The organism is Streptomyces albiflavescens, from assembly GCF_014645835.1.
Taxonomy (GTDB): Bacteria; Actinomycetota; Actinomycetes; order Streptomycetales; family Streptomycetaceae; genus Streptomyces; species Streptomyces albiflavescens.
This window is the reverse complement of the sequence record NZ_BMMM01000006.1, coordinates 181,567-205,241: the sequence shown is the minus strand read 5'-3', so window position 1 is coordinate 205,241 and position 23,675 is coordinate 181,567. Positions and strand designations below refer to the sequence as shown.

Below are 23,675 nucleotides of genomic sequence, written 5' to 3'. Positions count from 1 at the left end.
TAATCAGGCTCCTTGAGCATGGGACGGGGTCTCGGCGGCCGGGCTTGAGGGGTGGTCGGACATACCGTGCCCCTCGGTGGCCGGTTCGGCGGCGGAGTTCCCGCCCTTGCGTGCACGCCAGGCGTTACGCAGCATTTCGTGCCACCGCGGACGCTTGCGCGGCGGAACATGGTCCACACCGCCCAGCGACCACGGATTGCACCGGAGGATGCGCCAGGCGGTGAGTGCCGTTCCCTTGATCGCACCGTGCCGGTCGATGGCCGTGTAGCCATAGTGGGAGCACGACGGGTAGTACTTGCAGACCGGCCCGAGCAACGGGCTGATCGTCCACTGGTACAGCTTGATAAGAGCCAGCAGCGGGTACTTCATCGCGCGCCCCCTCCCAGCAGCCGCTGAAGGGCAGCGTCCAGGTCTCGGGCCAGCTGTTCATGGTCGGCGTCGCCCGCACCGGGCAGCGCTCGTACGACTACCAGGCTACCGGGGGGCAGCAGAGCGACTCGGTCACGCATCAGATGGCGAAGTCTGCGCTTCACCTTGTTGCGTACGACCGCTCCACCCACGGCCTTGCTCACGACGAAACCCGCACGCGTCGGGGAAGCGCTCTCCCCAGGCGCGTGCGGGTCCGTTGCACCGCTACGTAGATGGACGACGAGGAGCGGGCGTCCGGCCCGGCGTCCTCGGCGTACCGCGGTCGCGAAGTCCTCGCGCCGCCTCAGCCGATGCTCGGTAGGCAGCACGACGTCATGACCTGTAAGTGATCAGGCGGACAGGCTGGCGCGACCCTTGCCACGACGGTTCGCGAGAATCGCGCGGCCGGCACGGGTGCGCATCCGCAGGCGGAAGCCGTGGGTCTTGGCGCGACGACGGTTGTTCGGCTGGAAGGTGCGCTTGCTCACTCGGGGGCTCCAGAAAGAATCGGTGGTGGCGGGGTGCCGTCCTGGCTGTCACCGTGCGCCCACGAGGTAGCTCGTATTACGCCCGAGTGCACCGCTTCCCGATCACTCTTCGCGATCTGTGCCCATCGGAGGCAGGCGGCAGCAGCCATCGACAACTCGACCTGGTTACGGTACGCGCGGCTACGCCATCCGGTCAAACCAGCCCCTGCCGGGAGACACTATCCACAGGCTGGGGACAACAACTTGAACCGCACCGGTCGCCCTGACTACCGTGGCTGGACTCCGATTCGTTCCCTTCCCACCGCCGCAGCGGTTTTGTTCCCCCCGCCCCACCCGACTGACTTCCCAACCCGTTCCCAGAACCACACGTTCGTGGGACCCATGAGAGAGCGTGCCCTGTGGCTGACGTACCTGCCGATCTTGCCGCAGTGTGGCCACGAGTACTCGAACAGCTCCTCGGTGAGGGCCGCGGTCAGGGTGTCGAGGTGAAGGACGAACACTGGATCAAGCGCTGCCAGCCATTGGCGCTGGTCGCGGACACCGCGCTCCTCGCGGTCCCGAACGAGTTCGCGAAGGGCGTACTCGAAGGTCGCCTCGCGCCGATCGTCAGCGAAACGCTGAGCCGTGAGTGCGGCCGCCCGATCCGGATCGCGATCACCGTCGACGACTCCGCCGGTGAGCCCCCGGCCCCGGCACCGCAGGCACAGTCCCGATACGAGGAGCCCGAGCTGCCCTCCGGGTCGGGCCAGGTCCGCGACGCGTACGACGGCCAGGGCCGCGACGAGCGCAGCAGCTACGACGGCCAGGGCCGCGACGAGCGCAGCAGCTACGACGGCCAAGGACGCGACGAGCGCAGCAGCTACGACGGCCAAGGACGCGACGAGCGCAGCGGCTACGAGTCCGAGGGGCGCGGCGAACGCAACGCCTACGAGCCCCAGGGACGCGACGAGCGCAGCCCTTACGACACCCAGCGCCGCGACAGCTACGAGGGGTACGGCCGCCACCGCGCCGACGACCGCAGAAACGGCCGCCCCGACCACCTCCCGGGCGCCCCCAGCGACCAGCTGCCGTCCGGCCGCCCGGACCAGCACTCATCGGGCCACCCCGACCAGCTCCCGACTGCCCGTCCCGCCTACCCGGACTACCAGCGCCCCGAGCCGGGCGCCTGGCCGCGGCACTCGCAGGACGACTACGGCTGGCAGCAGCAGCGCCTCGGCTTCCCGGAGCGCGACCCGTACGCCTCGCCGTCGCAGGACTACCGCCCGCAGTCCATGGAGCGCCCGCCGTACGAGCAGCAGCGCCCGGACTACGACCAGCCGCGCTCCGACTACGACCAGCGCCCCGATCGCCGCGATCTTCAGGAGCCGCCCTCGGGCAGCGGCCAGGTGCACCGCGGCGGCCCCGCGCTGCCTTCTTCCAGTGGTGCCCCCGGCCCGCTGGCCGCGCAGCCGGCGCCGGCGACCGGTCCGGGCGAGCCCACCGCGCGCCTCAACCCGAAGTACCTCTTCGACACGTTCGTCATCGGCGCCTCCAACCGCTTCGCACACGCCGCCGCGGTCGCTGTCGCCGAGGCGCCTGCGAAGGCGTACAACCCGCTCTTCATCTATGGGGAGTCGGGCCTCGGCAAGACGCACCTGCTGCACGCGATCGGGCACTACGCCCGCAGCCTGTACCCGGGCACGCGCGTGCGCTATGTGAGCTCCGAGGAGTTCACCAACGAGTTCATCAACTCCATCCGGGACGGCAAGGGCGACAGCTTCCGCAAGCGGTACCGGGAGATGGACATCCTGCTGGTCGACGACATCCAGTTCCTGGCGGACAAGGAGTCGACGCAGGAGGAGTTCTTCCACACCTTCAATACGCTCCACAACGCGAACAAGCAGATCGTGCTGTCCTCCGACCGGCCGCCCAAGCAGTTGGTGACCCTGGAGGACCGACTGCGGAACCGTTTCGAGTGGGGTCTGATCACGGACGTCCAGCCGCCCGAGCTGGAGACCCGTATCGCGATCCTTCGTAAGAAGGCGGTGCAGGAGCAGCTCAACGCTCCGCCGGAGGTACTGGAGTTCATCGCGTCCCGGATCTCGCGCAACATCCGGGAGCTGGAGGGCGCGCTGATCCGGGTGACGGCGTTCGCGTCGCTGAACCGGCAGCCGGTGGACCTCGGTCTGACCGAGATCGTCCTCAAGGACCTGATCCCCGGGGGCGAGGACTCGGCCCCCGAGATCACCGCGACCGCGATCATGGCGGCCACCGCCGACTACTTCGGCCTGACGGTGGACGACCTGTGCGGTTCCTCGCGCAGCCGTGTCCTGGTGACGGCGCGACAGATCGCCATGTATCTGTGCCGGGAGCTCACCGACCTGTCGCTGCCGAAGATCGGCGCACAGTTCGGCGGCCGCGACCACACGACCGTCATGCACGCCGACCGCAAGATCCGCGCGCTGATGGCCGAGCGCCGCTCCATCTACAACCAGGTCACCGAACTCACGAACCGCATCAAGAACGGCTGACGGGCACGGCGGTACGCCGCCGAGGGCGCCCCGGGACACGCTCCCGAGGGCGCCTTTCGCCGTTCCAGTGGGCGCGTCGAGGGCGACCGCCGGCTTTCTCGTCCCGCCTCGAGGGCGGTCGTCGGCCTTCACCTCCCCGCCTCGAGGGCGACCGCAGACCTTCACGTCCCCGCGTCGAGGGGCAACCACAGGCGTTCTGGTGCAGGCGCCGAGGGCGCCCACCACCGTTCTCTAGCGCGCCCCGAAGGCGTCTTTCGCGGTTCTCGTACGCGTGCCGAAGGCTTCCGCCCCCTTGTCGCCGCTATCGACCCGACACCTGCTGTTCGAATACGCGCCCGGTTACGGCCACTCTCCACAGATTCGGTGACTTTCCGGCGTCCACACCCTGGGGACTGGGAAGTTGTCCCGATCGTGTCCACAGGGGCCTCTGGTGAGAGACCATCGGACCAGGTCAACCCCCTGTGGATTCGTGGACGAAGACTCTCCACAGACTGTGGACGAAGGAAAGATCCACAGGGTGTGCACGAAGTTGTCCACCGGCGACCCACAGGCCCGAGCCGGTTGTCCCCAGTGATCCCCAGCTTCTCCACACCTCTGTCCACTGTTCGGCAACGCGACGCGCCTTCTCACCGTGTCGAGTGAAAGGCGTCACACAAAGGTGCCCGGTTGGCCTGTGGGGAACGTGGGTAAAGCTGGGGACAGCGCTGGGGAGAAGTGGCCCCGGGCTGTGCATCGAGTGTGCAGAACTTTTCGTCGTCCACAGAGACCCCCGGTTGTCCACCGCCTCCGCCCACAGGGTCAGTGGACAAAAAATCGCCTCTGAGCTGCGAAAACACGGTTATCCACGGTTTCCACAGGGCCTACTACTAAGACCAACTAGAGAGAGCCTGGGAATCGTTTCGAAGACGGGGCTGTGCACAACTCGCTCTCGGAGGCTCAGGTGCCGCTCGGCACGACTTGACCCCGAGGGGCACCGACTGTCAGCGCGGTGCGTCAGACTGTTCTCCGGTGTCCTTCCCCTCACAGGGCCGAGCGACACCGAGTCAGACGACGAAGGCCAGCAGGGCGAGAGCGCCGGCAACAGACGGAGGCGGCAACGGTGAAGATCCGGGTGGAACGCGACGTACTCGCGGAGGCAGTGGCCTGGGCGGCACGCAGCCTCCCGGCCCGTCCGCCGGCGCCTGTGCTCGCCGGCCTCCTGCTGAAGGCGGAGGACGGCGCCCTCAGCCTCTCCAGCTTCGACTACGAGGTCTCGGCACGCGTCTCCGTGGACGCGGAGGTCGACGAAGAGGGCACGGTCCTCGTCTCCGGCCGCCTCCTCGCGGACATCTGCCGCGCCCTCCCCAACCGGCCGGTGGAGATTTCCACAGACGGTGTACGGGCGACCGTGGTCTGCGGCTCCTCGCGATTCACACTCCACACCCTGCCTGTGGAGGAGTACCCGGCGCTGCCGCAGATGCCGTCGGCGACCGGCACCGTCCCGGGTGAGGTCTTCGCCTCGGCCGCCGCCCAGGTGGCCATCGCGGCGGGGCGTGACGACACCCTTCCCGTCCTCACCGGCGTGCGCATCGAGATCGAGGGCGACACGGTCACCCTCGCCTCCACCGACCGCTACCGCTTCGCGGTCCGCGAGTTCCTGTGGAAGCCGGAGAACCCGGACGCGTCCGCGGTCGCCCTGGTGCCCGCCAAGACGCTCCTGGACACCGCCAAGGCCCTCACGAGCGGCGACAGCGTGATCCTGGCGCTGTCCGGCTCGGGTGCGGGCGAGGGCCTGATCGGCTTCGAGGGCGCCGGGCGGCGTACGACCACCCGTCTGCTCGAAGGCGACCTCCCGAAGTACCGCACGCTGTTCCCGACGGAGTTCAACTCCGTGGCCGTGATCGAGACCGCCCCCTTCGTGGAGGCCGTCAAGCGTGTGGCCCTGGTCGCCGAGCGGAACACCCCGGTGCGGCTCAGCTTCGAGCAGGGTGTGCTGATCCTGGAGGCTGGCTCGAGCGACGACGCACAGGCTGTGGAAAGGGTCGACGCCCAGTTGGAGGGCGACGACATCTCGATCGCCTTCAACCCGACGTTCCTGCTCGACGGACTGAGCGCCATCGACTCGCCGGTGGCCCAGCTGTCCTTCACGACGTCCACGAAGCCCGCGCTGCTGAGCGGCAAGCCCGCCGTGGACGCCGAGGCGGACGAGGCCTACAAGTACCTGATCATGCCGGTGCGCCTGTCCGGCTGAGCCGTCGTGGCCCGCTGGACCGCACGGTCCGGCGGGCGAATGCGCAGGTGGGGCGTTCGTCTGAGCGGCTATGCCCACAGGTGTGCGTGAGCGTCCGGGTTTAGGCTCGGACCTAGGTACGAGAGTGCCCTCACGCCACGTCGCAACCCCTAAGGAACAACTGATGGAGCTCGGTCTCGTCGGCCTCGGCAAGATGGGCGGCAACATGCGCGAGCGGATACGCCGCGCAGGCCACACCGTCATCGGATACGACCGCAACCCGGACCTCGCCGATGTCCACAGCCTTGAAGAACTTGTGGGCAAGCTCAAGGGCCCGCGCGTGGTGTGGGTCATGGTCCCGGCCGGTGCCGCGACCCAGGCCACCATCGACGAGTTGGCCGCTCTGCTGGAGCCGGGCGACGTCGTCGTGGACGGTGGAAACTCCCGCTGGACGGACGACGAGAAGCACGCAGTCGAGCTCGGCATCAAGGGCATCGGCTTCGTCGACTGCGGTGTCTCGGGCGGCGTTTGGGGCCTGGAGAACGGCTACGCGCTGATGTACGGCGGCACCGAGGAGAACGTCGCCAAGGCGCAGCCGATCTTCGACGCGCTCAAGCCCGAGGGCGACTTCGGGTCGGTGCACGCTGGCAAGGTCGGCGCGGGCCACTTCGCGAAGATGGTCCACAACGGCATCGAGTACGCCATGATGCAGGCCTACGCCGAGGGCTGGGAGCTGCTGGAGAAGGTCGACTCCGTGACGGACGTACGCGAGGTCTTCCGCTCCTGGCAGGAGGGCACGGTCATCCGCTCCTGGCTGCTGGACCTCGCCGTCAACGCGCTGGACGACGACGAGCACCTGGACAAGCTCAAGGGCTACGCGGAGGACTCCGGCGAGGGCCGCTGGACCGTGGAAGCCGCCATCGACCACGCGGTGCCGCTGCCCGCGATCACCGCGTCGCTCTTCGCACGCTTCGCCTCGCGGCAGGACGACTCGCCGCAGATGAAGATGATCGCGGCGCTGCGCAACCAGTTCGGCGGCCACGCCGTCGAGAAGGCCTGATCCGCGCCCCGGGTTCACCACCCGAGGCGCCCCGGTTGTCCACAGCCGGGGGAAAAAACCCGACGGCCGGGGCCGACCCGACCGTCGGGAAGTACCGAAACACCACGCTGGGGGAGGTCGGCGAACGACCATGCACGTCACGCATCTGTCGCTGGCCGACTTCCGCTCGTACGCCCGGGTAGAGGTTCCGCTCGACCCGGGCGTCACCGCGTTCGTGGGCCCCAACGGGCAGGGCAAGACGAATCTGGTCGAGGCCGTCGGTTACCTCGCCACCCTCGGCAGCCACCGCGTCTCCTCCGACGCGCCGCTCGTCCGCATGGGCGCCGACCGGGCGATCATCCGGGCCAATGTCCGCCAGGGCGAGCGCCAGCAGCTCGTCGAGCTGGAGCTGAACCCCGGCAAGGCCAACCGCGCCCGCATCAACAGGTCCTCGCAGGTCAGACCCCGTGATGTCCTCGGCATCGTACGAACCGTGCTGTTCGCCCCGGAGGACCTCGCCCTGGTCAAGGGGGACCCGGGCGAGCGGCGCCGCTTCCTCGACGAGCTGATCACCGCCCGCTCGCCGCGGATGGCAGGTGTCCGTTCGGACTACGACCGGGTCCTCAAGCAGCGCAACACCCTGCTGAAGTCGGCCGCGCTGGCCCGGCGGCACGGCGGCCGCACCATGGACCTGTCCACGCTCGACGTGTGGGACCAGCACCTCGCGCGCGTGGGCGCCGAGCTGCTCGCCCAGCGGCTCGACCTGATCTCCGCGATCCAGCCGCTGGCCGACAAGGCGTACGAGCAGCTGGCGCCCGGAGGCGGGCCGGTCGCGCTGGAGTACAAGCCGTCCGCACCCGGCGAGGCGCACACGCGAGAGGATCTGTACGAGCAGCTGATGGCGGCGCTCGCCGAGGTGCGCAAGCAGGAGATCGAGCGGGGCCTGACCCTGATAGGACCCCATCGAGACGATGTGCTTCTCAAACTCGGTCAGCTGCCCGCCAAGGGATACGCCTCCCACGGGGAGTCCTGGTCGTACGCGCTGGCGCTGCGCCTGGCCTCGTACGACCTGCTCAGGGCCGAGGGAAATGAGCCGGTGCTGGTCCTGGACGACGTGTTCGCGGAGCTGGACACGCGCAGGAGGGAGCGTCTCGCGGAACTCGTCGCCTCGGGCGAGCAGGTGCTGGTGACCGCCGCGGTCGACGACGACGTCCCGGACGTACTGGCGGGGACGCGGTATGCCGTGTCCGAGGGCACGGTGGAGCGCGTATGACGGAGAACACACCCGGAAAAAACGCTCCCGAAGGCGCATCCGGCGAAGCCCCCAGCCCCGGGAAGAACACCCCCGAGCCCTCCGGCGTCGACCTCGCGCGCGTGGCCCTGCGCGCCGCGAAGGAGCAGGCACGCGCGCGTGGGGACGCGGCGCAGCAGAAGAAGCAGGCGCGGCGCGGCGGCCTGCGCTCCGGCGCGCGCGCCGACGGGCGCGACCCCATGGCGCTCGGCGCCGCCATCAACCGGCTGCTCACCGAGCGTGGCTGGGAGACCCCGGCCGCGGTGGGCGGTGTGATGGGCCGCTGGCCGCAGATCGTCGGCGACGACCTGGCCAAGCACTGTGTGCCACAGCGCTACGACGAGGAGGAGCGGGTGCTGACGGTGCAGTGCGACTCGACCGCCTGGGCGACCCAGCTGCGCCTGCTCGCCCCGCAGTTGGTCGCGCGGCTGAACCAGGACCTCGGGCACGGCACGGTGCGGTTGATCAAGGTGCAGGGCCCCGGGGGTCCTGCGCGCCGCTTCGGGCCCCTGCGCGCTCCCGGCAGCACGGGTCCCGGCGACACCTACGGGTGACCGAGGCCTGCGAAAACAGGCCGTCACCCCTGATCACGACCGAGCGGGACCGTCGATGCGGCCGATCATGAGGGGGCCCCGGGCGTGGGTCAGAGCCGATCATGAAGCGGCCCCTGTCCTGCGGCACAGCCGATCGCGGAGCGACCCCGGTCGGCGGTCACGGGCGACCGCATGCGGTGGTGAACACCGACCTGACTCCGCAGTAGCCAAGGGTTGACACCCGGAAGCGCTGAGTGCCGCTGTGAGCCTCTTTGGGCCCGGGTCCGTATATGGGGAGTCGGCCGAGACCGGTTCAGGGCGGCACATGCGGACTCAGGTACCGGCAAACCCCCATCACTGTCGGCGCTACCGGTAGACTGGAGGCTAATCCCGCCCCATTCGAGGGGACCCATCGGGAAACGGTGTGCAACGCTGATCAAGGCTTACCAACGCAACATGCCGCAGCCGCTCCGGCAACCCGCCGACGAGCCAAGCTTGTGCTGTGCCAGAAAGGGCGCTTCGTGGCCGATTCCGGCAACCCCAACGAGAACATCCCGTCCATCGATGCCGGCGCCAATGGCGAGGTCACAGCCTCGTACGACGCCAGCGCCATCACCGTCCTCGAGGGTCTGGACGCGGTCCGCAAGCGACCCGGCATGTACATCGGCTCGACCGGTGAGCGCGGACTGCACCACCTCGTGTACGAGGTCGTCGACAACTCCGTCGACGAGGCGCTGGCCGGCCACGCGGACACGATCGACGTGACGATCCTCGCCGACGGCGGCGTGCGTGTCGTCGACAACGGCCGCGGCATCCCGGTGGGCATCGTCCCCTCCGAGAACAAGCCGGCCGTCGAGGTCGTGCTGACGGTCCTGCACGCGGGCGGCAAGTTCGGCGGCGGCGGCTACGCGGTCTCCGGCGGTCTGCACGGCGTCGGCGTCTCCGTCGTGAACGCCCTGTCGAGCAAGGTCTCCGTCGAGGTCAAGACCGACGGCCACCGCTGGACGCAGGACTACAAGATGGGCGTCCCGACGGCCCCGCTCGTCAAGCACGAGGCCATGGACGAGACCGGCACCTCGGTCACCTTCTGGGCCGACGCGGACATCTTCGAGACCACCGACTACTCCTTCGAGACGCTCTCGCGGCGCTTCCAGGAGATGGCGTTCCTCAACAAGGGTTTGACGATCAAACTCACTGATGAGCGCGAGTCGGCGAAGGCCACCGCCGGGGCGGACGAGGCGGGTGCGGACGAAAAGGACGAGGTCAAGACCGTCGCCTACCACTACGAGGGCGGCATCGTCGACTTCGTGAAGTACCTCAACTCCCGCAAGGGAGACGCGGTGCACCCCACCGTCATCGACCTCGAGGCCGAGGACAAGGACAAGAGCCTGTCCCTCGAGGTCGCGATGCAGTGGAACAGCGGCTACAGCGAGGGCGTGTACTCCTTCGCCAACATCATCCACACCCACGAGGGCGGCACGCACGAGGAGGGCTTCCGCGCGGCGCTGACCTCGTTGATCAACAAGTACGCGCGCGACAAGAAGCTGCTGCGCGAGAAGGACGACAACCTCACGGGCGACGACATCCGCGAGGGTCTGACCGCGATCATCTCCGTCAAGCTGAGCGAGCCCCAGTTCGAGGGCCAGACCAAGACCAAGCTGGGCAACACGGAGGCGAAGACCTTCGTCCAGAAGGCGGTCTACGAGCACCTCAACGACTGGCTGGACCGCAACCCGAACGAGGCCGCGGACATCATCCGCAAGTCCATCCAGGCCGCCACCGCGCGCGTGGCAGCCCGCAAGGCGCGTGACCTCACTCGCCGTAAGGGCCTCCTCGAGTCGGCCTCCCTGCCGGGCAAGCTCTCCGACTGCCAGTCGAACGACCCCACCAAGTGCGAGATCTTCATCGTCGAGGGTGACTCCGCCGGCGGCTCGGCCAAGTCCGGCCGCAACCCGCAGTTCCAGGCGATCCTCCCGATCCGAGGCAAGATCCTCAACGTCGAGAAGGCCAGGATCGACAAGATCCTGCAGAACCAGGAGATCCAGGCACTGATCTCCGCCTTCGGTACCGGAGTCCACGAGGACTTCGACATCGAAAAGCTCCGCTATCACAAGATCATCCTGATGGCGGACGCCGACGTCGACGGCCAGCACATCAACACGCTGCTGTTGACCTTCCTGTTCCGCTTCATGCGGCCGCTGGTCGAGGCCGGGCACGTATTCCTCTCCCGCCCGCCGCTCTACAAGATCAAGTGGGGCCGGGACGACTTCGAGTACGCGTACTCGGACCGCGAGCGCGACGCCCTGATCGAGCTGGGCCGCCAGAACGGCAAGCGCATCAAGGACGACTCGGTCCAGCGCTTCAAGGGTCTCGGTGAGATGAACGCCGAGGAACTGCGCATCACGACAATGGACCAGGAGCACCGCGTCCTCGGCCAGGTCACCCTCGACGACGCCGCCCAGGCCGACGACCTGTTCTCGGTCCTCATGGGCGAGGACGTCGAGGCGCGCCGCGCGTTCATCCAGCGCAACGCCAAGGACGTCCGCTTCCTCGACATCTGAGTCGGTCTCAGCTGACCGCATCAGAAAGGATCTTCACCAGCAATGGCCGACGAGAACACCCCCAGTACGCCTGAAGAAGGCGGCGAGATCGTCCTGCGTGTCGAGCCCGTCGGGCTCGAGACCGAGATGCAGCGCTCGTACCTCGACTACGCGATGTCCGTCATCGTGTCGCGCGCGCTGCCCGACGTCCGGGACGGGCTCAAGCCCGTCCACCGCCGCGTCCTGTACGCCATGTACGACGGCGGTTACCGGCCCGAGAAGGGCTTCTACAAGTGCGCCCGCGTCGTCGGCGACGTCATGGGCAACTACCACCCGCACGGCGACTCCTCGATCTACGACGCGCTGGTCCGACTCGCGCAGCCGTGGTCGATGCGGATGCCGCTGGTGGACTCCAACGGCAACTTCGGCTCCCCGGGCAACGACCCCGCGGCCGCCATGCGCTACACCGAGTGCAAGATGGCGCCGCTGTCCATGGAGATGGTCCGTGACATCGACGAGGAAACCGTCGACTTCACGGACAACTACGACGGCCGCTCCCAGGAGCCGACCGTTCTGCCCTCCCGCTTCCCGAACCTGCTGATCAACGGCTCGGCGGGCATCGCGGTCGGCATGGCCACCAACATCCCGCCGCACAACCTGCGCGAGGTCGCGGCCGGCGCCCAGTGGTACCTGGAGAACCCCGAGGCGAGCCACGAGGAGCTTCTGGACGCCCTGATCGAGCGCATCAAGGGCCCCGATTTCCCGACCGGCGCCCTTGTAGTGGGTCGGAAGGGCATCGAGGAGGCGTACCGCACGGGCCGTGGCTCCATCACGATGCGTGCGGTCGTCGAGGTCGAGGAGATCCAGAACCGCCAGTGCCTGGTGGTCACCGAGCTCCCCTACCAGGTCAACCCCGACAACCTCGCGCAGAAGATCGCCGACCTGGTGAAGGACGGCAGGGTCGGCGGCATCGCGGACGTCCGCGACGAGACGTCGTCCCGCACCGGCCAGCGTCTCGTGATCGTGCTCAAGAGGGACGCGGTCGCCAAGGTCGTCCTGAACAACCTCTACAAGCACACCGATCTGCAGACGAACTTCGGCGCCAACATGCTGGCGCTGGTGGACGGCGTCCCGCGCACGCTGTCGCTCGACGCGTTCATCCGCCACTGGGTGACGCACCAGATCGAGGTCATCGTCCGCCGTACGAGGTTCCGGCTGCGCAAGGCCGAGGAGCGCGCGCACATCCTGCGAGGCCTCCTGAAGGCCTTGGACGCCATTGACGAGGTCATCGCGCTGATCCGGCGCAGTGACACCGTCGAGATCGCGCGCGAGGGCCTGATGGGCCTCCTGGAGATCGACGAGATCCAGGCCAACGCGATCCTCGAGATGCAGCTGCGCCGGCTCGCAGCCCTGGAGCGCCAGAAGATCATCCAGGAGCACGACGAGCTCCTGGCGAAGATCCGCGAGTACAACGAGATCCTGGCCTCGCCGGTGCGCCAGCGCGGCATCATCAGTGAGGAACTCGCCGCGATCGTCGAGAAGTTCGGCGACGACCGCCGATCCAAGCTGGTGCCCTTCGACGGCGACATGTCCATCGAGGACCTGATCGCCGAAGAGGACATCGTCGTCACCATCACGCGCGGCGGCTACGTCAAGCGCACGAAGGCGGACGACTATCGGTCCCAGAAGCGCGGCGGCAAGGGCGTACGCGGCACGAAGCTCAAGGAAGACGACATCGTCGACCACTTCTTCGTGTCGACGACGCACCACTGGCTGCTGTTCTTCACCAACAAGGGGCGCGTCTACCGGGCGAAGGCGTACGAGCTTCCCGACGCCGGCCGTGACGCGCGTGGACAGCACGTCGCCAACCTGCTGGCCTTCCAGCCGGACGAGGCGATCGCCGAGATCCTCGCGATCCGCGACTACGAAGCGGCGCCTTATCTGGTCCTCGCCACCAAGGGCGGTCTTGTGAAGAAGACGCCCCTGAAGGATTACGATTCCCCGCGCTCCGGTGGTGTCATCGCGATCAACCTCCGTGAAACGGAGGACGGATCCGACGACGAGCTGATCGGAGCCGAGCTGGTCTCGGCAGAGGACGATCTGCTTCTGATCAGCAAGAAGGCGCAATCGATCAGGTTCACCGCTACGGACGACGCGCTGCGCCCCATGGGCCGTGCCACCTCGGGCGTCAAGGGCATGAGCTTCCGCGAGGGAGACCAGCTCCTCTCGATGAATGTTGTTCGACCCGGTACGTTCGTGTTCACTGCTACAGACGGTGGGTACGCGAAGCGGACCGCCGTTGACGAGTACCGCGTCCAGGGTCGCGGCGGCCTCGGTATCAAGGCCGCCAAGATCGTCGAGGACCGTGGGTCGCTCGTCGGCGCGCTGGTGGTCGAGGAGACGGATGAAATCCTCGCCATCACGCTGTCCGGCGGTGTGATTCGCACGCGAGTCAACGAGGTCAGGGAGACAGGCCGTGACACCATGGGCGTCCAACTGATCAACCTGGGCAAGCGCGATGCCGTGGTCGGTATCGCACGTAACGCCGAGGCCGGTCGTGAGGCGGAGGAAGTCGACGGTGACATCACCGTGGACGAGTCCGCCGAAGGTGCCGAGGCCATCGGTACGGACGAGGGCGAGCAGTCCTCGGCCGAGTAGCGCGAGGAGTGAGTCATCGTGAGCGGAGCCACGGGCGCCGGATCGACCGGTACGGAAACGGACGGCGGCCGTGGCCCCGCCACGCATACTGACTCCCATGACTCTCATGGATCCCAGGGGGGAACTGTGACGGACACCCGAGGCCCGCAGGCCCAGCAGTACGCGGGCGGGCACGCAGCCCCGGCCGCCGCTCCGGCGGCGCCTGGCTCGCCGCCGCCGGGTTCCCCCCTTCCGGGGGAGCGGCAGCCGCAGACGGCTCAGCCGTACCACCCTCCGCAGGCGTACCCGGCTCAGCAGCCGCCGGCGGGCGCGGTCCGTCGGCCTCGCACCGGGGCGCGTACGACACCGCGCACGCGCAAGGCGCGGCTGCGGGTCGCCAAGGCCGACCCGTGGTCGGTGATGAAGGTCAGCTTCCTGCTCTCCATCGCGCTCGGCATCTGCACGATCGTGGCGGCCGCGGTGCTGTGGATGGTCATGGACGCGATGGGCGTCTTCTCGACGGTCGGCGGCACGATCTCGGAGGCGACGGGCTCGAACGAATCCAACGGATTCGACCTCCAGTCGTTCCTCTCGCTCCCGCGCGTCCTGACGTTCACCGCGGTCATCGCGGTCATCGACGTGGTTCTCGCCACCGCGCTGGCCACCCTCGGCGCGTTCATCTACAACCTCTCCGCGGGCTTTGTCGGGGGCGTCGAGCTGACGCTGGCCGAGGACGAGTAGACGCCGGAAGGCGCCCGCTCAAACGTCGGCCGACTATCGATTTTGGGACTGGCCACGTCGTGCGCTAATCTTCAGAGGTCAGCGCGCGGGACACACACCGCAAAGCGCGGCGGGGCTATAGCTCAGTTGGTTAGAGCGCATCCCTGATAAGGATGAGGCCACAGGTTCAAATCCTGTTAGCCCCACCAGCGAGAAGGCCCCCGGTCCGTACGGATCGGGGGCCTTTGACATTCACGGCGGACATCCACGTCCGCGGGCAGCCTGTCAGCCGATCAGCGGGTCCTCCAGGAGTTCGGCCGACATCCAGCCCCGGCTGCGTGCCTCCGGCGGGGGATCTGCCGGCACCGGGAGGGAGGGGGCGCCGTTCCCGACTGCGGGTCCGTAGTGGCGTGTGCGGGGAGCTCCCATCCCGCGTGCAACTTTCCTCCCACCTGACGAGTCTCCACGCTGTACCTCCTCCCCGCACAGCGCGAAGGGTCCCCGTGCACCTGAAGAGTCTCGCCGCCGCCCGGACCGGTGGCGCCCTGTCCGCCGTCGTCCTCGGCAGTCTGCTGGTCGCCGCCCCGCAGGCGGCAGCCGCCGACGTCACCTGCTCGAGCAACGTCTACACGCGGACGTTTTACAAGAACACCTCGTTCTCCGGCTCTCCGGTGAAGACCGACTGCGACAGCACCATCAGCCAGAGCTGGTCCGGCAGCCCGGTCTCCGGCCTGCCGTCGAACAATTTCGGTGTCCGCTGGTCGGTGACCCGCGACTTCGGCTCCGGCGGTCCCTTCACGTTCACCGCCTCCGCCACCGACGGCGTCCGCGTCTACCTGGACGGCGTCCGCAAGATCGACCTGTGGCAGGGAACCGGTGACACCGCCCGCTCCAAGAGCGTCAATCTCACCGTCCCCTCCGGCAAGCACACCCTCCGCGTCGACTACGTGAACTGGACCGGCGCCGCGAAGGTCACGTACGCGTACATGCCCCGGACTTCGGCCACGTACGACAAGACGAAGCCACTCGCCCCCACCGGCGTGAAGACCGCCTACAACACCACGACCCGCAAGACGACCGTCTCCTGGTCCGCCAGCAAGGAGATGGACCTGGCGAGTTACTCCCTCTACCGGCGGCCCGTCGGCTCCAGCACCTGGACGGCGGTCACCACGACCACCGCCCGCAGCCACACCGACCCCCTCGTGAACCCCGACGACCGCACGCCCTACTACTACGAGGTTCGGGCCAAGGACAAGGCGGGCAACACCTCGTCGGGCAGCACGGACACCATCGTCCGTCCCCTGCCCGTCGTCACCTCCCTGACCGGCACCTACGACAAGGCGACCGGCAAGGTCACCCTGAAGTGGCCCCTCAACACCGAGCCGCAATTCGACCACTACACGGTCCTGAGCAACGACAACGTGGACGGTTCCTACGTCTGGGTCCCGCTCGGCACCACCCAGGGCAACACCTGGACCACCGGCCCCGTCACCGCAGACGGCGAGACCCGCCACTACCGCGTCCTCGTCACCAACGACGGCGGCACCACCACCTACAACCCGAGCCGGCTCGACTCCACCGCCACCAATGAGCTCTGGCTCGACATCCCCGACGGCATCGCCCCCGCCTACGCCCCCGACCTGACCCTGGGCTCCTGCGCGGGCGGCATCAAGGCGACCGCCACCGACTACACGCCCGCCCCGATCCGCGACTTCTTCGGCTTCGAGATCGAGCGCCGCGAAGCGGGGACGAACACCTGGTCGGTCGCCCTGCACAAGGCCTACGACCCGCGCCTCGACCCCGCCGAGGCCACCGTCTGCGACCCGCTGCCCGCCGACGGGCGCACCTATGAGTACCGGGCCCGTACCTATGACACGGCCGGGAACTACTCGCCGTACAGCGAGATCCGTGCCATGACCGTGCCGGTCGGCTGACGGTCACGGGGAACACGCGGCAGGGGCCCGGAGGCCCCTGCCGGCCCCACCAGCACGAAGACCCCCAACCGATCATGGTTGGGGGTCTTTGCGTCGAGCGCGCCGAGAAGTCCTCGTGCAACCGTCCGGCCGGGGTACTTCGGCATGCGGAAGGCCCGGCACCTCATACGAGGTGCCGGGTCTTCACCCTGTGTGGCTTTGTACGCAAGTTCGCCGCTACGTCAGGGGTGCCGTGGGGTGGTGCCGCGCGTGCTCAGCGCTGGAGGGGTGCGATGGGCTCCGTGGCAAGCTCCGTGTCGGCCTTCGTGAGGGTCTGGGGGCCGCAGAGGGCTGAGATGTCCGCCATGACGTCGTCGGCGGGCGGGCGGTGGCGGCAGCTCGGCGAGGAGCCGTGGGCCTCGGCGCGGATGCGTTGCTTCATCGTGGGGGGCAGGGCCCGGCTGGTGGGCCAGGTCCTGTGGGACATCGCCGGCAGCGTCAGGGAGGGCGCGCTGTTGCGCGTCGCCTCGGCCTGCGGTACGGCGGCGGCCGCGGTGGTCGTGATCAGTCCGAGCGCCGTGCACAGTGCCAGGAAGGCGGTGACGAAGGCGGTCCACAGCTTCATGACCTTGTTCTGGGTCATGGCCCCTCACTTTCGGGTCAGGCGATTTGCGTACTTTCCTCATGATGTGTATGTGGGCCGCGAAGTGGTGGACCGACGCCCGTGGCGCGTCGATGTTCAGATGAACACCACCCGGATGGCCGCAAGAGACCCGAAAAGTCAGAGATCGTGGCGAAAATTACTGTCTGTGAGGTGTGATCACCCTGTGATCACTCTTCGATCGGAGTGGTCACGTCCGGTTCTATCGCTGTGTTCCGGGCGGGAGTTGAGGGCCGATCCAGGTCACCGATCGATATCGGTCGGTGTGTATAGTCGGGCGCCAGAGGTCCCCTACGTCAAGGAAAGACGAGGTCGCGCGGTGAAGAAGCTTCTCCTGGTCGCACTGGCCGCCATCGGCGGGCTCCTCGTGTACCGCCAGATCCAGGCGGATCGCGCCGAGCAGGATCTGTGGACGGAGGCGACTGACTCCGTGCCCACGGGTTCGTGAGTATCGACAACAGCCTTAGAGCAGACCCCGGCCGCCTTGCGGTCGGGGTTTTGTGTTGTCCGGGGAACCTCGGTTTCACCTACGCAAACGAATTGATTGCGTTGGCAACGTGTGGGCGAGGGTGAGGGCTCAAGAGTGTCGAGAGAAGGTCCCTTTCGGCCGCTCGTACGGATAGCACGGGTGGCGCGGTGGCCGGCGGGGCAGTATGGGCCACGGTCCGGGGCTTTGACGAGGGACGAGGGACGAGGGGTGGCGCGTGATGGGGCGGCGCACCGTGAGGTGGTACGGCGGCCGAGTGCTCGTGGCCGCCGCGGCGGCGCTGTGTGCGACGTTCGCGGGGGCGGCGGGGCAGGCCGCCGCGGACGGATTACCGACGCCGTACGCCTTCGCTCAGGACGCCACCACCGTCAAAGGCGCCACGGACACCACCGACGCCGTACCGCTTGAGCCGGGCAAGACCTACAAGAGCTCCATAGGCCGGGACGCCAAGCTCTACTACCGCCTCGAACTCGACGCCACGTCCAACGCGTACGTCTCGGCCACCGCCGTCCCCAGGCCGGGGACGACGGTCTCCTACTCGGACGGCGTCAAGGTGTCCGTGCAGGACGCCAACAGCCGCCACTGCTCCTTCTCCGGAACCGCCCACTTCGGCGCCACCCAGAGCCCCCACCCCATCGCCGCCTGGGCGTCGCGCGAGACGGGCGGCGATCAGTACGCCTGCCAGACGTTGGGCACGTACTACGTGGTCGTCGAGCGCAGCGGTACGGCGGACTCCCCGTCCGGCGACTGGGACCTGGAGCTCAGTCATGTGTCGGAGCCCGCCCTGAAGAAGGCAGCCGGTTCGACAAGCGCTCCCGAGGTCTGGAACTCCGCGTCGCCCGACGCCCTCGCGGGGAATCCGAAGCGCCGCAGGGGCGGAGCGGGGTTCGCCACGGCGAGCTCGCTGAGGCAGGGAATCTGGCAGGACGGGATCAGCCCCGGACAGACGCTCTTCTACAAGGTGCCGGTCGACTGGGGACAACAGCTCTACGCCACGGCGGACCTGGGCAGTTCGAGCCGCGGTAACCGCTATGTCGGTACCGCTCTTGTCATGTCTCTCTACAACCCCGTACGTGGCTTCGTCGACGACGTCGGCTCCGGCTACGACGGCAGCCAGCGCTCCGCCGCGCTCGATCCGCTGCCCCCCGTCGCGTACGAGAACCGCTACGCCCTCAACGACCGCGTGAGCGGGATGCGGTTCGCGGGCTCGTACTACCTCGTGATCCACCTTTCCGCGCAGGTCGCCGACAAGATCGGCGACGGGCCGTTCGGGCTGACACTGCGCGTACGCGTCGCTGGAACGGCGCGGACAGGTCCCGCGTACACGGGGCGGCCGGAGCCCCGCGACGCGTTCGCCGTCCCGGCGGGGGACTCCGACGAAGCGGCCGACGGCACCGTGGGCGGAGCGGCCGCTACCGGAGGGGGTGGCAGCAGCGGCAGCGACAGCAGCACGTTGCGGCTGGTCGCCGCGGGGGGGATCGGCACGGGGAGCGCGCTGGTGCTGGGGCTCGGGGTGTGGACGGTGGTTGCTCGGCGGCGGGCGGGGGTGCCGCCGGAGGAAGCGGATACGGCTTCGGCTCCGATGCCCGCGCCCTGGGAGCGCGGGGCGCCTCGGGGCTGGTGACTTCAGCCGGCCCCGCTCAGATCTGGGCCAGCGCCCAGAACCCCACCGCGAAACAGGCCAGCGCCAGCAGCAGGACAGGGACGGCCACCTTCGCGGGCGGCCCTGGGCGCGGCCGTGCGCGCCTGGCGCGGTGTTCCGGAATTGTCCCCGCCTGAGGCGGAACCTGCGCGGACCGAGCGGTGTATGAAGCAGTAGAGGCGTACGCGTGCTGCGGCATCGCAGCGGCTGGAGCCGCAGGCCGGTGGGGGGAGGGCACTTGCGGAGGTGTGGGGGTGGTAGGGGGAGTGGGAGTCGGCGTGGGGTCGAAAGGCGGGGTGTAGAGGGGAGCTTGCGCCGGAAGCGCGACCGCGGTGGGGGGAGTGGGCGGCTGCTCGGCCTGGGGTCGCGGATGGTGGGGGGAGGGCTGCAGCTGCGTCTCTTGCCATGCCTGCTGGGGCTGTGGCTCGGGCCCCGAGTGGCCTCGGGGCTGCGACTGCGACTGCGTGTCAGGAGCCGCAGGCTGTGGTGGCGGCAGGTGGAAACTGCCGGTGTCCGACATCGTGGACGGTCGTGGGGGGACGGTGTCGGTGTCGGTGTCGGTGTGGGTGTCGGTGTCGGTGTCGGTGTCGATGGCGGTGTCGATGGCGTGGCCAGGTTGCGGTGGTCCGTCATCGGAAGCGGGCTTCGGCCCTACGTTGCTCGGGACGGCCTCCGGCTGTGCGTCACTGGCAGTGGGCTCGGGGCGCACGTGATCTGGGGTGGACTCCGGGCGTACGCGATGGCCGGTGGGCTCGCGGCGTACGTGGTCGCCGGTGGACTCCGGCCGTACGTGCCCCGTGCGGAACTCCGGGCGTACGCCACTGGTGCTGGACCTGGGCCGGACGCTCCCGGAAACGGCCTCCTGAGACAGCGTCCCCGAGGCGTGATGCCATGGTTCGGAGCCGGAGCCGGAGCCGGAGCCGGAGCCGGAGCCGGAGCCGGAGCCGGAGCCGGAGCCGGAGCCGGAGCCGGAGCCGGGGGCAGAGGCAGAGGCAGAGCCTGGACCGGAGGCAGAGCCTGGACCGGAGGCCGAGCCTGGACCGGAGGCCGAGCCTGGACCGGAGTTGGAAGCAGAGCCAGGGCCCGAGCTGGGCGCCGACATGGAGCCGGAGCCGGAGTCGGAGTCGGCTTCTGGGCCGGGCCAAGACGGTGTGTTGTCGTGTCCAGGCCGGGACAGGGTGGTGTCGGGCCCGCGCCAGGACGGTGTGTCGTCGGGCCCAAGCCAAGACGACGTGTCCTCGGGACCGAGCTGTGCCGCGGCCGGCACGCCCGGACGCGTCCCGGACGACGAGCCCCCGGAGCTCGGTCCCGGCGCTGCTCGCAGCGGTCCCTTCGGACCGAACCCCTCCGGGAGCGGGCCGAGCTGGTCGAAGACTTCGACGAGTTCGTCGTCGGGCCCGGGCTCGGGCAGCAGCTCGGCGGCCGAGGCGAGCGCCTTCCGCGCCCCGGTGGCGGTGCGGAACCGCGCATGCGGATCGGGTTGCACCAGTGTGGCCACGACCTGCCACAGCGGCGCGGGTATGCCCCGCGGAGCGGACGGCGTGCCGTTCTCGGCGAAGTACTCGATCAGCGCCTTGGCGTCGGGCTTGGCACCTTCCAGCAGATAGAGGGCGACCAGACCGACGGCGAACAGGTCGGCGGGGAAGTCCGGTTCGGCGCCCATCATCTGCTCGGGGGCGAAGTAACCGGGTGTTCCCACCACGTAGTTGGTCTCTGTCAGTCGTGGTTCGCCCAGCCGCATCGCGATGCCGAAGTCGGACAGGCGCAGCCGTGGCCGAGCCGTCCCGGTCGCTTCGAGCAGCACGTTCGCGGGCTTGATGTCGCGGTGCACGACGCCCTCCGCGTGCACGGCGGCGAGGCCCGCCAACAGCTGGTCGAGCAGGACACAGACGAAGGAGGGAGGCAGGGGGCCGTAGTCATTGACCAGATGGACCAGAGAGCCGCCGGCGACCAGATCCATGGTGAACAGGACCTTGTCGTCATCGGCGGCCCAGCTGGCGGGAGCAAGCACATGTGGATGGTCGATCCGCAGCGCCTGCTCCCGCACGAAGCGCAGCAGCGCGTGCGCGTCGCTCTGCTGCAGCACCTTGGCGGCCACATACCGGCGCCGCCGGTGGTCCCAGGCGCGCCAGACCGCACCGACTCCCCCGCGTCCGATCGGGTCGACCAGTTCGTACCGGCCTGCGAAGACCTCACCCATGGTCGTGCGTCGCTCCCCTTCGGCGGTCGGTCCGGAGACCTCTTCCGAGGTGCCCGGCTGCCTGACTTGCGGCGGCTGGAAGGTGTAACGGGCCTTCAGCGGCCGGGCGTTCGGCGGCCGGGCGGCCTGCTCAGCTCTGGTGGGACTGGTAGTGCGCGACCGCGTCGGAGGTACGGCCGGCGCCGTACACCCGGAGGAACTCTGCCAGTTCCGGGTGGGTCGGGGCGAGGGTGTCCGCCGCCTCGATGATGTCCCCGGCGGCGGCCACTGAGCGCAGCAGCGACTGAATCTCCCGGACCACTCGCTTGACCGTCGGCGCGCCCGAACTGGTCGTCGACTGCGTGGTGTTGCTGAGCACCGATCCCCCCTGCGACTTCTTGATCTCGTCCATACGCTCGGTCGCCTCGACGGCGCTGACGCTGCCGTCCGCGACCTGCCCCGCCAGGTCCTGCAGCAGCTGCACACGCTGGACCACCGCGGGGTTGCCGATCTTGGCGCGCTGACCGCTCATCAGCTGCGACAGCATGGGCGCGGACAGGCCCAGCACCCCGGCAAGACGCGCCTGGTTGAGACCCAGGTCGTCGATGAGCCTACGGAAGAGCGCCCCCAACGGCTCCCCGTACCAGTTCCGCTGCAGCTCCCGGGCTCTTGCGGTTGCTTCCTGCTGTGCGGCGTCCATTGCGTCTCCCCATCGCTTCCCCAAATACCGCGGTTCGCTGTCGCGAACCACGACGAGCATCTTACGGAGAGTGGTCGTCCACGGGGACCCCCAATCTTTTTGCGAGATCCCGGGGGTGACCCGGTACTCTGGTCTGCGGCGCCCGTCGGCAGGAGTTTTCTGCGGCCGGACGCTCCTCTCCCGGGGCCTTAGCTCAGTTGGTAGAGCGCTGTCTTTGCATGGCAGATGTCAGGGGTTCGACTCCCCTAGGCTCCACACCTCGGACCGGTCAGGCGCCCCTCGCGGCGACCTGGCCGGTTTTTGTATGTCCCACTTTCTTCCCTCGGCGGTCCCGGTTCGGGTGGCCGTGGGGCAGCGACCGGGGCGACGCGAGGATCGACAGTGACGTGTGTCACAGGCGGGGCTTTGCAGGCATTGCAGTTCTTTGCGCAAATGGGAGCGGGGAGTGACGCCTGTGCATCCGCCGCGCCGGTGATCGAAGTGGTACGTGTGGGGGCACCGCTCGGTGCGGGAGCCTTGCGTGAGCTGGCGTGGATGAGCGGGCGTAATCGGAACATCACACTCCGTCAACAAGATCTGCACGGATACTGCACACGAAGGCCGTTGCAAACGTCATCGCGGACACTATGCGTAAATCTGCCTCATCGGCGGACGCGTGCCGGTCTCACGCCTGTTCCACGTGAAACAGCGCTGTGGGGCAGAAGACTCTCAAGTCTTCTGCCCCACAGCGCTGTTGAGTCAGGTCGCGATCAGCGGCGGTCGTCGCGGTCCGCCGCCTGCTCCTCGGCCTCCTTGGCCTGGACCTCGGGGTCCAGATCAGGCTGGCCGCTGCCGTCGACCGACCTCAGGCGATCGCTTGCCGGAACCTCGGTCGCGGCGGGCGGCTCGACCAGCCAGTCGGGATTGGCCTGTTTGTCCCACCACTTCCAGGCGGCGAAGGCGCCGGCCGCCACAATCCCCACGATGGCCAGTCCCTTGGTGACACGGCCGACCCTCGCCCGCCGCTCATGCTTACGGACCAGCTTCTCGATCTCCTTCGGCGAGACCTGGCCGCGCAGCGCCGCCAGCGCCGCCACACCGCGCGAGGCGGCCTCCTCCCGAACAGGCTGGGTCGCGGCCACCGCCTGCTCGATCCTTGGCCTGGAATAGTCGGCGGCCTGACGAGCCGCCCTGCGCGTACGGATGGCGGCCTCCTGGGCGGCCTGGTCCACCTTCGGCGGCACATGGGTACGGGCCTGCTCAAGGCGCGGCGCCAGATGGGCGTCGTACTGCACGCGGGCCTGTTCGGCGGCCTGCGACACCTTCGGCGCGAGCCGTACGCGTGCCTCTTGCGCATAGTGCGAGGCCCTGTCCTTGGCCGTGTCGGCGTAAGGCGCCACCACTTCCGCGGCGTGCAGCACGCTGTCCTTCGCCGAGCCGGTCGCGGCGCGCACGCTGTCGATGCGGGTCACGGGTTTTCCTCCTCCTCGGTGGCGTACGTCGGGGGTTCGGGTACCCCCAATGACACACAGTTCACCTTTCCACCCTTATCGGGATCATGCCCGCCCACGAGGTCCGGGGCATGTGAGGACGGGCATCCGGGTCACGCGTACTGACTACGGGTGACACCGGAGCCAGACCCGGCCGGGTGTCGATCACGTGCAATAGCGGATTAATACGGGGCAACGGGAGCTTGTCGTCGACAATGCCACGGAACGACGCGACGCGCCCCAGTCCCG

The 23,675-nt window shown here is 68.6% G+C and carries 17 protein-coding genes, 2 tRNA genes and 1 pseudogene; 13 read left to right on the top strand and 7 right to left on the bottom strand.

The window, feature by feature from the left end:
* Positions 1–3: 3 nt before the first annotated feature.
* The 3 genes from yidD to rpmH are packed head-to-tail and all read right to left on the bottom strand — an operon-like array spanning position 4 to position 896.
* Entirely contained in the window at positions 4–369 is a 366-nt protein-coding gene (yidD, locus tag IEY95_RS18445) for a membrane protein insertion efficiency factor YidD (protein ID WP_189187131.1), read from the bottom strand.
* The gene (rnpA, locus tag IEY95_RS18440) at positions 366–737 is read right to left on the bottom strand and encodes a ribonuclease P protein component (protein ID WP_189187130.1); all 372 of its coding nucleotides are present in this window, start codon (positions 735–737) and stop codon (positions 366–368) included. Before rnpA ends, yidD begins: the two co-directional genes overlap by 4 nt.
* A 21-nt stretch (positions 738–758) precedes the next feature.
* On the bottom strand, positions 759–896 hold the full coding sequence (gene rpmH, locus IEY95_RS18435; RefSeq protein ID WP_006381191.1) for a 50S ribosomal protein L34: 138 nt from the start codon (positions 894–896) through the stop codon (positions 759–761).
* A gap of 398 nt (positions 897–1,294) precedes the next feature.
* On the opposite strand from rpmH, the gene dnaA reads away from it, so the two are divergent.
* From dnaA to IEY95_RS50400, 10 genes are all read left to right on the top strand, one after another.
* Complete coding sequence (gene dnaA / locus IEY95_RS18430; RefSeq protein WP_189187129.1) at positions 1,295–3,406, top strand: chromosomal replication initiator protein DnaA; 2,112 nt, start codon at positions 1,295–1,297, stop codon at positions 3,404–3,406.
* A 1,099-nt stretch (positions 3,407–4,505) separates the two neighbouring features.
* Positions 4,506–5,636, top strand: coding sequence for a DNA polymerase III subunit beta (gene dnaN, locus IEY95_RS18425; protein WP_189187128.1), 1,131 nt, complete (start codon positions 4,506–4,508; stop codon positions 5,634–5,636).
* A 163-nt stretch (positions 5,637–5,799) separates the two neighbouring features.
* Complete coding sequence (gene gnd, locus IEY95_RS18420) at positions 5,800–6,675, top strand: phosphogluconate dehydrogenase (NAD(+)-dependent, decarboxylating) (RefSeq protein ID WP_189187127.1); 876 nt, start codon at positions 5,800–5,802, stop codon at positions 6,673–6,675.
* A 130-nt stretch (positions 6,676–6,805) separates the two neighbouring features.
* A complete protein-coding gene (recF, locus tag IEY95_RS18415) occupies positions 6,806–7,927 on the top strand; it encodes a DNA replication/repair protein RecF (protein ID WP_189187126.1) in 1,122 nt (373 codons plus the stop codon).
* Positions 7,924–8,499, top strand: coding sequence for a DciA family protein (locus tag IEY95_RS18410; RefSeq protein WP_189187125.1), 576 nt, complete (start codon positions 7,924–7,926; stop codon positions 8,497–8,499). Before recF ends, IEY95_RS18410 begins: the two co-directional genes overlap by 4 nt.
* Before the next feature lie 476 nt (positions 8,500–8,975).
* Positions 8,976–11,039, top strand: coding sequence for a DNA topoisomerase (ATP-hydrolyzing) subunit B (gene gyrB, locus IEY95_RS18405; protein WP_308429325.1), 2,064 nt, complete (start codon positions 8,976–8,978; stop codon positions 11,037–11,039).
* A gap of 42 nt (positions 11,040–11,081) precedes the next feature.
* Positions 11,082–13,676 carry a DNA gyrase subunit A gene (gene gyrA / locus IEY95_RS18400; protein ID WP_189187123.1) on the top strand — a complete coding sequence of 865 codons (2,595 nt, stop codon included), beginning with the start codon at positions 11,082–11,084 and terminating at the stop codon, positions 13,674–13,676.
* An 18-nt stretch (positions 13,677–13,694) separates the two neighbouring features.
* The gene (locus IEY95_RS18395) at positions 13,695–14,396 is read left to right on the top strand and encodes a DUF3566 domain-containing protein (protein ID WP_189187122.1); all 702 of its coding nucleotides are present in this window, start codon (positions 13,695–13,697) and stop codon (positions 14,394–14,396) included.
* A gap of 111 nt (positions 14,397–14,507) precedes the next feature.
* Positions 14,508–14,584: transfer RNA gene (locus tag IEY95_RS18390), tRNA-Ile, on the top strand.
* Between the two features lie 294 nt (positions 14,585–14,878).
* The gene (locus IEY95_RS50400; protein ID WP_308429324.1) at positions 14,879–16,309 is read left to right on the top strand and encodes a PA14 domain-containing protein; all 1,431 of its coding nucleotides are present in this window, start codon (positions 14,879–14,881) and stop codon (positions 16,307–16,309) included.
* Positions 16,310–16,562: 253 nt separating this feature from the next.
* Here IEY95_RS50400 and IEY95_RS18375 read toward each other — a convergent pair whose 3' ends face one another.
* Positions 16,563–16,931 (bottom strand): DUF6344 domain-containing protein, encoded by a 369-nt coding sequence (locus tag IEY95_RS18375; protein ID WP_189187121.1) that lies wholly within the window; start codon positions 16,929–16,931, stop codon positions 16,563–16,565.
* Positions 16,932–17,268: 337 nt separating this feature from the next.
* On the opposite strand from IEY95_RS18375, the gene IEY95_RS49100 reads away from it, so the two are divergent.
* Both IEY95_RS49100 and IEY95_RS18365 read left to right on the top strand, forming a co-directional pair.
* Positions 17,269–17,397, top strand: a complete 129-nt coding sequence (locus IEY95_RS49100; RefSeq protein WP_003999697.1) for a DLW-39 family protein — start codon at positions 17,269–17,271, stop codon at positions 17,395–17,397.
* 259 nt (positions 17,398–17,656) lie between these two features.
* Positions 17,657–19,060: a hypothetical protein gene (locus tag IEY95_RS18365; protein ID WP_189187120.1), complete on the top strand. Its 1,404-nt coding sequence runs from the start codon at positions 17,657–17,659 to the stop codon at positions 19,058–19,060.
* Between the two features lie 1,323 nt (positions 19,061–20,383).
* Here the strand turns inward: IEY95_RS18365 and IEY95_RS51065 are convergent.
* Both IEY95_RS51065 and IEY95_RS18355 read right to left on the bottom strand, forming a co-directional pair.
* Positions 20,384–21,278 (bottom strand): annotated as a pseudogene (locus IEY95_RS51065) (serine/threonine-protein kinase); the annotation flags it as partial.
* A 130-nt stretch (positions 21,279–21,408) separates the two neighbouring features.
* Positions 21,409–21,957 (bottom strand): helix-turn-helix domain-containing protein, encoded by a 549-nt coding sequence (locus IEY95_RS18355; protein WP_189187118.1) that lies wholly within the window; start codon positions 21,955–21,957, stop codon positions 21,409–21,411.
* 182 nt (positions 21,958–22,139) lie between these two features.
* Here IEY95_RS18355 and IEY95_RS18350 point away from each other — a divergent pair.
* Positions 22,140–22,212, top strand: a tRNA-Ala gene (locus tag IEY95_RS18350).
* 494 nt (positions 22,213–22,706) lie between these two features.
* On the opposite strand, the gene IEY95_RS18345 is transcribed toward IEY95_RS18350, so the two are convergent.
* Positions 22,707–23,408 carry a DUF5324 family protein gene (locus IEY95_RS18345; RefSeq protein WP_189187117.1) on the bottom strand — a complete coding sequence of 234 codons (702 nt, stop codon included), beginning with the start codon at positions 23,406–23,408 and terminating at the stop codon, positions 22,707–22,709.
* Between the last annotated feature and the right edge of the window lie 267 nt (positions 23,409–23,675).